This is a genomic window from Streptomyces sp. NPDC046977 (assembly GCF_040644455.1).
Classification (GTDB): domain Bacteria; phylum Actinomycetota; class Actinomycetes; order Streptomycetales; family Streptomycetaceae; genus Actinacidiphila.
This window is the reverse complement of sequence record NZ_JBEYWO010000032.1, coordinates 88,650-99,807: the sequence shown is the minus strand read 5'-3', so window position 1 is coordinate 99,807 and position 11,158 is coordinate 88,650. Positions and strand designations below refer to the sequence as shown.

The 11,158-nt window shown below is 73.8% G+C and carries 8 protein-coding genes; 4 read left to right on the top strand and 4 right to left on the bottom strand.

Features of this window, described 5'->3' with window-relative positions; all coding sequences use genetic code 11:
• The first annotated feature begins 7 nt into the window (after positions 1-7).
• Genes ABZ883_RS35215 through ABZ883_RS35205 form a run of 3 tightly spaced genes read left to right on the top strand, consistent with a single transcriptional unit; the run spans position 8 to position 2,863 of the window.
• A complete protein-coding gene (locus ABZ883_RS35215) occupies positions 8-973 on the top strand; it encodes an ATP-binding cassette domain-containing protein (protein WP_360913615.1) in 966 nt (321 codons plus the stop codon).
• The gene (locus tag ABZ883_RS35210; RefSeq protein ID WP_360913599.1) at positions 970-1,794 is read left to right on the top strand and encodes an ABC transporter permease; all 825 of its coding nucleotides are present in this window, start codon (positions 970-972) and stop codon (positions 1,792-1,794) included. Before ABZ883_RS35215 ends, ABZ883_RS35210 begins: the two co-directional genes overlap by 4 nt.
• A gap of 10 nt (positions 1,795-1,804) precedes the next feature.
• A complete protein-coding gene (locus ABZ883_RS35205) occupies positions 1,805-2,863 on the top strand; it encodes a PHP domain-containing protein (RefSeq protein ID WP_360913597.1) in 1,059 nt (352 codons plus the stop codon).
• On the opposite strand, the gene ABZ883_RS35200 is transcribed toward ABZ883_RS35205, so the two are convergent.
• The 3 genes from ABZ883_RS35200 to ligD all read right to left on the bottom strand — a co-directional run bounded on the left by ABZ883_RS35200 (position 2,854) and on the right by ligD (position 6,311).
• Positions 2,854-4,404 carry a M48 family metallopeptidase gene (locus ABZ883_RS35200; RefSeq protein ID WP_360913595.1) on the bottom strand — a complete coding sequence of 517 codons (1,551 nt, stop codon included), beginning with the start codon at positions 4,402-4,404 and terminating at the stop codon, positions 2,854-2,856. The genes ABZ883_RS35205 and ABZ883_RS35200 overlap by 10 nt on opposite strands.
• Positions 4,405-4,533: 129 nt before the next feature.
• A complete protein-coding gene (locus tag ABZ883_RS35195; protein WP_360913593.1) occupies positions 4,534-5,415 on the bottom strand; it encodes an ATP-dependent DNA ligase in 882 nt (293 codons plus the stop codon).
• Positions 5,412-6,311: a non-homologous end-joining DNA ligase gene (gene ligD, locus ABZ883_RS35190; RefSeq protein WP_360913591.1), complete on the bottom strand. Its 900-nt coding sequence runs from the start codon at positions 6,309-6,311 to the stop codon at positions 5,412-5,414. Before ligD ends, ABZ883_RS35195 begins: the two co-directional genes overlap by 4 nt.
• A gap of 32 nt (positions 6,312-6,343) precedes the next feature.
• On the opposite strand from ligD, the gene ABZ883_RS35185 reads away from it, so the two are divergent.
• On the top strand, positions 6,344-7,276 hold the full coding sequence (locus tag ABZ883_RS35185; protein ID WP_360913589.1) for a Ku protein: 933 nt from the start codon (positions 6,344-6,346) through the stop codon (positions 7,274-7,276).
• Positions 7,277-7,289: 13 nt separating this feature from the next.
• Here ABZ883_RS35185 and ABZ883_RS35180 read toward each other — a convergent pair whose 3' ends face one another.
• Positions 7,290-10,631: a BTAD domain-containing putative transcriptional regulator gene (locus tag ABZ883_RS35180; protein ID WP_360913587.1), complete on the bottom strand. Its 3,342-nt coding sequence runs from the start codon at positions 10,629-10,631 to the stop codon at positions 7,290-7,292.
• Positions 10,632-11,158 lie beyond the last annotated feature (527 nt).

Here is an 11,158-nt window from a genome sequence, read left to right as displayed (position 1 = left end):
GCGAGACGTGAAGAGCGCGGACGCCGCCGTGAGGGTGCGGGGGCTCGTGAAGCGCTACGGGGAGACGAAAGCCCTCGACGGAGTGGACCTGGACGTACGGCAGGGGACCGTGCTCGGGGTGCTGGGACCGAACGGGGCCGGGAAGACGACGCTGGTGCGCATCCTGTCCACGCTGATCCGGCCCGACGCCGGCACGGCGACCGTGGCGGGGTACGACGTGCTGGCGCAGCCGCGGCAGCTGCGCCGGGTGATCGGCCTGACCGGGCAGTACGCCTCGGTCGACGAGTCGCTGTCCGGCCGCGAGAACCTGTACATGATCGGCCGGCTGCTCGACCTGTCGCGCCGCGACGCCTGGTCGCGCACGGACGAGCTGCTGGAGCGGTTCTCGCTCACGGAGGCGGCCCGCAAGCCCGCGAAGGAGTACTCCGGCGGTATGCGCCGGCGCCTGGACCTGGCGGCGTCGATGATCGGCCGCCCGGCCGTGCTGTACCTGGACGAGCCGACGACCGGCCTGGACCCCCGCACCCGCAACGAGGTGTGGGACGAGGTGCAGAACATGGTCGCGGAGGGGTCGACCGTGCTGCTGACCACGCAGTACATGGAGGAGGCCGAGAAGCTCGCCCACGAGCTGACGGTCATCGACCGCGGCCGGGTCATCGCCGGCGGCCGGGTCGAGGAGCTCAAGGCCAAGGTCGGCGGCCGCACCCTTCAGGTGCGCCCGGTCGACCCGGCCCTGCTGAACGCCATGGCGGCGGCCCTCGGCACGGGGGCGCAGGCCGTCCCGGACCACGCGCGCGGCGTGCTCAACGTACCGATCATCAGCGACGAGCAGCTGACGCAGGTCGTGGCCGCGCTCGGTGAGCACGGCTTCGCGATCGCCGGCATCGACACCCATCTGCCCAGCCTGGACGAGGTGTTCCTGGCCGTCACGCACGGCGGGGCCCCCAAGGACCGAGAGGAACTCGCCGCATGACCGCCATCACCGCCCCCGCCGCGCCCACCGCCGCGGCCGTGGACGCCGATCCGCGGATCGGGCTGCGGGCCAATCTCCGGCACGTCGGCGCCCTCGTGCGGCGCAACGTCCTGCAGATCCGGCAGGACCCTGAGTCGATGTTCGACGCACTGCTGATGCCGATCGTCTTCACGCTGCTGTTCGTGTACGTCTTCGGCGGCGCGCTCGAGGGCAGCCAGGAGAAGTACGTCAACTACATGGTGCCCGGCCTGATGGCCATGATGGGCATGAACATCGCGATGGCCGTCGGCACCGGCGTCAACTCGGACTTCAAGACCGGGGTCATGGACCGCTTCCGGACCATGCCGATCGCCCGCTCCTCCGTGCTGATAGCGAAGATCGTCGTCGAGATCGGCCGAGCGCTGGTCGCCACGGTCATCCTGCTCGCGATGGGCTTCATCCTGGGCCTGCACGTGGACAACGGTGTCTTCGGCCTGGTGTGCGCGGTGGTGCTGTCCCTGACCTTCGGGGCCTCGCTGATGTGGGTCTTCATCCTGCTGGGTCTGGTCGCCCGGACCCCCCAGTCCGTCCAGGGGCTGTCCATGATCGTCGTCCTGCCGCTGCAGTTCGGAAGCTCGATCTTCGCCAAGCCCTCGACCATGCCGGGCTGGCTGGAGGCCTTCACCCGGTACAACCCGCTGTCCAACCTCGCGGACGCCTCCCGCAATCTGATCAACGGGGGCGCGGTGGCGCACTCGGTGATGATGACGCTCATGTGGGCCGTGGGCATCACGGTGATCAGCGCGCCGCTGGCGGTGGCGCGGTTCCGCAACAAGACCTGATCCTGGAGGCATGGACCCCGTCGAGGCGCTGGACCGGATCGCGTTCCTGCTGGAGCGGGACGGCGCCCCGACGTACCGGGTGAAGGCCTTCCGGGGCGCCGCCGCCGCGGTCACCGCGTTGCCGCCGGACGAGCTCCTGCGGCGCGCGGCCGTTTCCGGTTCCCTGGAGGAGATCAAGGGCCTGGGCCCGAAGACCGCCGCCGTCGTCCGGGAGGCGCTGGACGGCGGCCGGCCCGCCTACCTCACCCGGCTGGAGGAGGGCGGCGGAACCGATGCCGTGCCGCGGCCCGAGGGCGACGCGGGGCAGCGGATGCGGGCGGCGCTGCGCGGCGACTGCCATCTGCACTCCGACTGGTCCGACGGGGGCAGCCCCATCGAGACCATGGCCCGCACCGCGGCCGCGCTCGGCCACGAGTGGGCGGTGCTCACCGACCACTCCCCCCGGCTGACCGTCGCCCGCGGCCTGACCACCGACCGCCTCCGCGCCCAGCTGGCGGTCGTCGCGGAACTGAACGAGCGGCTGCCCGCGCCCTTCCGGCTGCTGACCGGCATCGAGTGCGACATCCTCGCGGACGGCTCCCTCGACCAGAACGCCGAACTGCTGGACCAGTTGGACGTGGTGGTCGCCTCCGCCCACTCCAAGCTGCGGATGGAACGGGACGAGATGACCCGGCGCCTGGTCTCCGCCGTCAGCAACCCGCTGGTGGACGTGCTCGGCCACTGCACCGGGCGCCTGGTGCGCGGCAAGTCCCGCCCGGAGTCGGAGTTCGACGCGGACCTGGTCTTCGCCGCGTGCGAGCGCTTCGGCGTCGCGGTGGAGATCAACAGCCGCCCCGACCGCCTCGACCCGCCCCGCCGGCTCCTGCGCACGGCCGTCGACGCGGGCGTCCTCTTCTCCATCGACAGCGACGCCCACGCCCCCGGCCAGCTCGACTGGCAGATCTTCGGCTGCGCCCGCGCCGAGGAGTGCGGCGTCCCGCCGGAACGGGTCGTCAACACATGGCCCGCGGACGCCCTCCTGCACTGGACCCGTACCCGGCGGGTGCCTCCGGGGACCGCTCAGGCCTGAGCGCCGGTCCGGTCCACCGCGAGGCCGAGGAGATCACGCAGCGCGGTGGTGTCCGGCTCGGCGCCGTCCTGCGGGGCCGTCGCGGCGTCGACCGCCCGGTCCAGCGCGGCATGCACGCCCTCGTCGAACTCCAGGTGCTTGCCGCGTTCCCAGTCCAGCTCCCAGCGGGCCCAACCGCCCTCGACCAGGGCCGCCAGCGCCAGGGAGTACAACTGGTCCGCGGCGGCGGCCTCGTTGCGGGCCCGCAGGGAGTCGTCGAGGAGCATGTGGCCCACGTCGCCGGGGCGGGGCATGCAGTCGACGACCTCCGGCCACCGTCCGTCGTCGACGGCGTCCAGCAGCGCCCCGAGGTCCGCGGGCCGGCGCAGGACCGCGCGGCCCGCCCGGAGCACCGGCACCGTCTCGGCACCGAGTTCCGCCGTACCCGCCGCGGCGGCCAGCTCCCGCCAGGGCAGTTGCCGCAGCCCGCCCGTCCCGGGCAGTGCCAGAACGGTACGGGAACCGGTTCCCGCGGGGTCGTGGAGCAGTCCGGCCGCGGCCGGTGACGGCTCGTCGGGGAACAACCCGGCGGCGTCCGCGGGCAGCGCCTCGATCGCCGCGACCCGCTCGCGCATCGGAGGGTGCGAGTCGTAGGGCGAGGTCTTCTCGCGCGGCGGGTCGGCGATCAGCCGCCGTTCCTCCTCGCGCCAGGTGTCGCTGTCCAGGAACGCGGCGAAGCCGGAGTGCACCTCCGCGGCCGGCGGGAGCAGACCGAGCCCGATGCCGATTCCGGCGTACTCGCGCAGATAGCGGGTGTGCGCGGCGTCGATGAGAGGGATGCGGCGCAGGGCGGCGGAGGTGGCGTCGCGTCCGGCGACCCGCGCGGCGGCGCGGTCCGCGGCACGTTCTCCGAGGCGTGCTTCGGCCTGCGTCACCCGCAGGCAGAAGCGGGCATAGCCGGCGAACAGCGAGCCCATCGCGTGGCCGATGCCACTGCCGTCCTCGGCATACCGGTCGAGGACCCGCGTCAGACCGCTGCGGTTGCGGGCGGCCAGTGCCGAAAGGAAGGTGTCGCGCCGGGCGAAGTGGCCGATCTCATGGGCGATGACCGCGTCGAGCTGGTGTTCCGTCAGACCGGTGAGGTACGGGACGCCGAGCACCATCCGCCGGCGCCCGGGGACCAGCCCGAGCAGCCAGGAACTCTGCCAGACCGCCGCTTGCGGCTCCGCCACGAGCCAGAGCTCGGCGGGGGCGGGGGTGTCCATCGCCGTGGCCACCCGAAGGACGCGCGCCCACAACTCCGGCTGCTCGTCCGCACTCACCCGCAGACCGGCGGGCCGTTGGCGGTTCATCCCGCGGACCGAGGCGAGCAGCCCCGACACCAAGGGCGAGGCGAAGGCGACGCTGATGCCCACGAACAGGAAGGTCACATAGCCCCCCTTGAGCGCCGCGTCGAACAGGACGACGTTCGCGGCAACGATCGCCGCGAGCAGGCCGAGGGCCATGACGTAGAAGCCGAGGAGCAGCCCGAGGAGGCGGACGGCATGGAACAACGCGCGCATGGCGGAAGGGGTCTCCTGGGGAGCGGGGATCGCGAACGACGGCCGAGTGGCGACGCGCCATCGTATGCGGGCACCCGACACCGCTCAACGGCCTTTCCGCTCAGGGCGTCCCGGGCCTCGTCCCGCAGGTCAGGGCGGCCGCAGGCGCAGGACCGTGGTGAGGGCGTGGCGGCCGACGCCCTGGAGGATCTCGACGGGGAGGGGCCCGGGCAGCGGGCGGTAGGGGGTGCCGTCGTCGAGGGCCGCGGTGGCGAGGGGCACGGGGGTGAGGAGGGCGGCGAGTTCGGCGCGGAGGGGGGCGTCGAGGGGGGCGGAGGACAGCGGGCCGTCGCCGAGGTCGAGGACGAGGGCGCGCGGGGCGCGGGGGGTGCCGGTGAAGCCGATGGCGACGGCGTCCTGGGGGACGGAGTGCCGGAGTTTGAGCCAGTCGCGGCGGCCGGGCCGGTAGCGCTGGGCGCGGCCCTTGACGACCAGGCCCTCGATGCCGGTGGCGGCCAGGGAGGCGTACCAGTTCAGCGCCTCGTCGCGGTCGGTGGTCATGGGGACGGGCTGCAACGGCGGGCCGAGCGGGGCGAGGAGGGCGGTCAGGGCGGCGCGGCGCTCGTCGTAGGGGCGGGCCCGCAGGTCGGTGCCGCCGGCCGCGAGGAGGTCGAAGGCGGCATAGTTGGCGGGCGGTCCGGGCGGTCCGGGCGGGCGTCTGCGGGTGCCGCCCAGGGCGCGCCGCTGGAGCGCGCCGAAGTCGATGCGGCCGTCGCGCCAGATGACGACCTCGCCGTCCACGACGGTGCCGGGCGGCAGGGCCCGCGCGGCTTCGGCGAGTTCGGGGAAGGTGTCGGTGACGATCCTCCCGGAGCGGGTCTGGAGCCGTACGGGGCCGGTGAGGACGACCATCCGGTGGCCGTCGAACTTGGGCTCGTACGCGCAGCCGCCGGGCAGCGCGCCCGTCTCGGGGACGGTCTCCACGCGCCGGGCGAGCATCACCACGACGGGCGGCGGGACGGGATCGGTCACGGCAGCCGGCCCCGGGCGGCGCCGTCGTCGAGGCCGGCCAGCAGGTCGCCGTAACGGCCGACCCGGTCGAGCACGTCCTCGGGCCCGAAGACGAGGTCTCCCGGCGCGCGGCAGGCGGCGACCTCGTCCCAGGTGACGGGGGTGGCGACGCCGGGGCGGTCGCGCAGCCGCAGGGTGTAGGGGCAGGCGGTGGTCTTCGCGGAGGCGTTCTGCGACCAGTCGATGAAGATCTTGCCGGGGCGCAGGCTGCGGGTCATGGAGACCAGGACGAGGCCGGGGTGCTCGCCCTGCATCCGCCCGGCCAGCGCCTTGGCGTAGCCGCTGACGGCCCTGCCGGTCGCGGGCTCCAGCGGCGCGTACAGATGCAGGCCCTTGCTGCCGGAGGTGACGGGGAAGGCGGTGAGCCCGTCGTCGTCCATCATCTGGCGGAGCCGTTCGGCGACCCGGCAGCACAGGACGAGGTCGGCGCCCTCGCCGGGGTCGAGGTCGAGGACGAGCCGGTCGTGGCCGTCGCGCCCGGCGTCCGCGGTCCACTGCGGGACGTGCACCTCCCAGCCGCCGAGGTTGGCCATGGTGACCAGGGTGGCGGTGGAGTCGAGGACGACGTGCGGCTCCCCGGGGCCGCCGGTCGTGGTCACCCAGGAGGGCGTGCCGGCGGGCGGCCGTTTGGCGAACCACGCCTGCCCGTGCGGCCCCTCGGGGGCCCGGACGAAGGAGGCGGGGCGGCCGGTCGCGTGGGGCACCATCACCGCGGCGACCTGGGCGTAGTACCGCAGCAGCTGCGCCTTGGTGTGGCCGGTCGCCGGGAAGACGACCTTGTCCAGGTGGGTGAGGACCACCTGTCGGCCGTCCACCTCGGCCGGCTGCCGGTCGGGCGAGGCTGACGGGGCGGGCATAGTGTGGAAAGTCCCCGGAAAGGGACGAAAGTATGCGATCCATGTGGAAAGGTGCGATCGGCTTCGGGCTGGTCTCCATTCCCGTCAAGCTCTACGCGGCCACCGAGGAGCACGGCGTCTCCCTGCACCAGGTGCACGCCGAGGACGGCGGCCGCATCCGCATGAAGCGGTTCTGCGAGAAGGAGGGCAAGGAGGTCCCCTACTCGGAGATCGCCAAGGGGTACGAGGACGAGAGCGGCCGCACGGTGGTCCTCAGCGACGAGGACCTGGCGCAACTGCCGCTGCCCAGCCGCAAGCTGATCGACGTCCTCGCCTTCGTCGACACCGACGAGATCGACCCCCTGTCGCTGTCCCGGGCCTACTACGTGGGCGCCGATGCCGCCGCGTCCAAGCCGTACGTCCTGCTGCGCGAGGCGCTGGCCACCAGCGGCAAGGCTGCCGTCACCAAGATCGCCCTGCGGACGCGCGAGTCGCTGGCGCTGCTGCGCGTCCACGAGGAACTGCTGGTCCTGCACACCATGTACTGGCCGGACGAGGTCCGCGACGCCGGGGGGCTGGCGCCGCCGGAGAACATCGCCGTGCGGCCGCAGGAGCTGAAGATGGCGCAGAGCCTGATGGAGACCCTTTCCGAGGACTTCGACCTGGAGTCCCTGCACGACGACTACCAGACGGCGCTGGACTCCCTGGTCGCCGCCCGTCTGGAGGGCGAGCCCGTGCCCGAGACGGCCGAGGTGACCTCCGCCCCCGACAACGTGGTGGACCTGATGGCCGCGCTCCAGGCCAGCATCGACGCCCGGGGCGCCGAGAAGGCGGGCACCGCCGAGAAGGCCGGGGGCACCCGGAAGACGGCCGCCGCGAAGAAGACGGCCGTCAAGAAGGCCCCGGCGAAGAAGGCTGCGGCGAAGAAGACCACCGCCAAGAAGACGACGGCCAAGAAGACGGCGGCGCCCAAGAAGGCCGGCTGAGCACCGGCCCGCGTCACAGAGGTTCTTGCAGCAGCACGATCGTCCCGGAGAAGGTGAGGGCCCCGCCCTCGCGGTAGACGGCGTCGAAATCCCGCTCCCCCAGGTGCGTGCGCAGCCAGGCCGCGTCCTCGTCGAGGCTCTGGCGCTCCCACGGGGTGCAGGCGGTCTGCCGCAGGCTGTCGTGGGCGCCGAGCACCAGCGCGGCACGGCGCGCCGCTTCCCGCGCGTCACCGTCGTCGCGCAGTCCCGCGATGCCGGTGAAGAGTGTGACGGCCGGCGGGAAGAGCAGCACACCCATGCGCGGCCCGATGACCGGGCTCAGTGGATGGGCCTCCATGTAGTCGACGGCCTCGCGGAGATGGGGCAGCCCGCCGTACGGATCCCCGGCCATGCCGGTCAGCCAGCCGCGGATCGCGGCCAGCAGCCCGAAGATGAACGAGGGCATGCCCCGCGGGGGGTCGGCCTGCATGGCGTCGAGCAGTGCGAAGCCCTCGTCCAGGTCGCCGCGCCGGGCGAGCATCGCGACCAGGAGCACCCTGCCGTAGTAGCTCGCGTCGTCGCCGACCGGGCGGAAGCGCTGGGCGTCGGCGATCCCCTCCCGGACCAGCCGCTCGCCCTCCTCCTCCTGACCGCTGTTGGCGAGGGCATCGCCGAGGCGGACCGTCATCATCGGGACCTGCTGGTGGGCGCCGAGCTTGAGCGCGAGGGCGATCGCCTCGCGGCAGCTCTCGGCGGCGCGGCCCCAGTCGCCGGCGTTGGCGGTCGCCTCGGCCTCGGCCGCCAGCACCTCCGCCAGGCCCCAGTCGTCGCCGGCCTCGCGGAACAGGGCCCGGGCCTCGCGGATGTCCTCCATGGACTGGGCGAACCGGTCCTCGACGTCGTTCATGATCTTGGCCCGCAACTGCAGCGCGTACGCCAGCTCCCACGTCCGGCCGTGCCGCCGGCAACTGCTCACCGTGGAGTCGATCAGCTCGGGCATCAGGTCGAAGCGCCCGGTCAGCATGGCGCCCAGCATGCGGAAGAGCCCTGGCCGCAGGCTGGACTGGGGCAGGTCCGGCGGATAGGCCTCGATGAGCGCCTCGCCGAGCGCGACGTACCGCGGGTCGCTCCAGGCGTCGGTCTCCTCCATGCGGGCGAACACCTCGGCGGTCCGCACCCAGCGCCTGGCCTCGGTGAGCAGCTGCGGCGCCATCGGCAGCGGGTCGTCCAGCGGACCGCGGTCCAGCGGCGGCAGCGCGAGCGGTGCGGCGAAGGCGTCCACCGGACTCATCTTCGCCACCACGCCGGGCCAGTAGCCCATCTCACTGCGGTAGTTGCGCATCTCCCAGAACCAGCTGGAAGCCAGCACCAGGCAGAGCGCCTCCTGCTCGTCGCCCGTCTCCACCGCCCGGCGGATGGCGGCCCGCAGGTTCTCGTGCTCACGCTCCAGGCGGTCCAGCCACAGCAGCTGGCGCGCGCCGCGCAGTTCGGGATCGGCGGTGCGGATGTACTCGCGGAAGTACGAGATGTGGCGGCGCCCCACGATGTCGCGCTCGCCGGCCTCGTCGAGCCGTTCCGCCGCGTACTCGCCGATGGTCTCCAGCGTGCGGTAGCGGGCGCCGTCCTCGGTGAGGTCGGCGACCACGAGCGACTTGTCGACCAGCGAGGCCAGGAGATGGGCGACGTCACGCGGGTCCACGGAGCCGGCGCCCTCCCCGCCGCACACCGCCTCGGCGGCGGCCAGGTCCCAGCCGCCGGCGAAGACGGCGAACCGGCGCAGCACGGTCCGTTCGGCCTCGGTGAGCAGGTCCCAGCTCCAGTCGACCACGGCCCGCAGCGTCTGCTGGCGGGGCAGCACGGTGCGGCTGCCCGCGGTGAGGATGCGGAAGCGGTCGTCGAGCCGGTCCACGAGCTGACGCGGCGTCATCATCCGCAGCCGGGCTGCCGCGAGCTCGATGGCCAGCGGCAGCCCGTCCAGCCGCCGGCACAGCTCCGCGCACGCCTCGGGGTCCTCGTCCGGGGTGAAGCCGGGACGGGCCGCGGCACCGCGGTCGGCCAGCAGGCGCAGCGCGGGCGGCTGCGGCAACGGGTCCAGCGGCCGGATCAACTCCCCCGGCACACCCAGCGGTTCACGGCTCGTGGCGAGCACCGCCAGGTCGGGGCAGTCGGCGAGCAGCCGCTCGGTCAGCTCGGCGGCGGCGCCGATCACGTGCTCGCAGTTGTCCAGCACGAGCAGCAGCCGGCGGTCGGCGCAGTACTCGGTCAGCTGCAGCAGCGGGTCCTTGGCGACCGCGCCCTTGGCCTCCGCGGCGAGCGCGGCCTCGGTGGCCGAGCCCGCGTGCAGCAGGGTCTCGCGCAGCCCGAGGGCGTTCACCACGGCCACCGCCACCGTGCGGGGGTCCTCGACGGGGGCGAGCTCGGCGAACCACACGCCGTCCGGCCAGTGCCCGGCGACCGCGTCCCCGGCCTCCTGCGACAGCCGCGTCTTGCCGGTGCCCCCGGGGCCGGTGATCGTCACCAGCCGGGCGGTGGACAGATCGGACGCCAGCGCCGTCAGGTCCGACTCCCGCCCGACGAAGCTGGTCAGCCGGGCACGCGCGTTGCCCCGGCGCGGCGGCGGGAGCGGTGCGGCGGCCGCCGGAACGGGGGTCGGGGTCGCCGGCGCGAGCAGTTCGGCGTGGAGCGCGCGCAGTTCCGGCCCGGGGTCGGCACCGAGCGTCTCGGCGAGCTCCCGGCGCACGTCCTCGTACGCGACCAGGGCGTCCGCGGTCCGTCCCGCCTCCCGCAGCGCCCGCAGCCGCAGGGCCTGCACCGGCTCGTTGAGCGGATGGGCCGCCGCCAGCTCCGCGATCTCCGGGAGCACCTGCTCGGCGCGGCCCAGCGCGACCTCGGCGGTGATCCGCAGACGGCGGGCGTCCAGCCGCAGCGCGTCGTAGCGGGAGGCGACGGAGACCCGGTCCGGAAGATCGGCCAGCACGGGCCCGCGCCACAGCCCGAGCGCGCCGTCCAGCGCGTCGGCGGCCTTGCCCGCGTCGCCGTCGGCCAGGGCGCGCCCGCCGTCCTCCACCATGCGCTCGAAGCGGAACAGGTCCACGGCGTCCGGCGCCGCGTCCAGCCGGTAGCCGCCGTCCGCGGAGGCGACCGCCTCGTGGCCGATCGCCCGGCGCAGCCGCGCCACCAGCGCCTGCAGCGCGCCCGTCGCGTCGGCGGGCGGCTCGCCCTCCCACACCTCGTCGATCAGCGCCTCCGTCGTGCGCACCCGCCCGGGGCGCAGGGCGAGCGCGGCCAGCAACGCCCTGAGGCGCGTCCCGGAGAGGGGGACGGCGGTGCCGTCGTCGCGGTGGGCCTGTGTCGTCCCGAGGATGCCGTAGCGCACGCCCCCATTGTGTCCGAGTGCGGCGCCGCGGTTCCGTGGGCCTGGGTTTTTCCCCCAACCTCCCTCCCGAGTGCCCGGCGCGGTAAGTGCGGGCCCTGCGCTGCGTGCGTTGTGGGGTCGGCGCCGCTCCGGAGTCCTCCCCCAACCTTCGGCCGGGGGGACCCCCACGGGGCTCGCGGTTTGCCCCCACATCATTCGGCATCGACCACGCAGTCTCCGCTCGTCCCTCCCCCAGCTACCACTGGGAGGTGCCCCCAGCGGGCGGACCCCGGCGCACCCCCTCCCGGGGTCGTTGGGGCGACTGACGGCCGGTGGGGGTGCGGTGGGCGGTGACGGCTGCGCACTTTGTTGGCGCTGCGCCAACGGGTGCCCGAGCACGGTGCCGTCCATACCCACCCACCGGGGATCAGGCGCTAGCAACTACGGAGGGGGCGGGGCCAGAGGGGTGGCGTTCTGGACTGTGGAGCATATTTGGGTGCACAACCCGGAGTGCGCAGCGGAAAGCACCTGAGGCACCTAAATGTGCT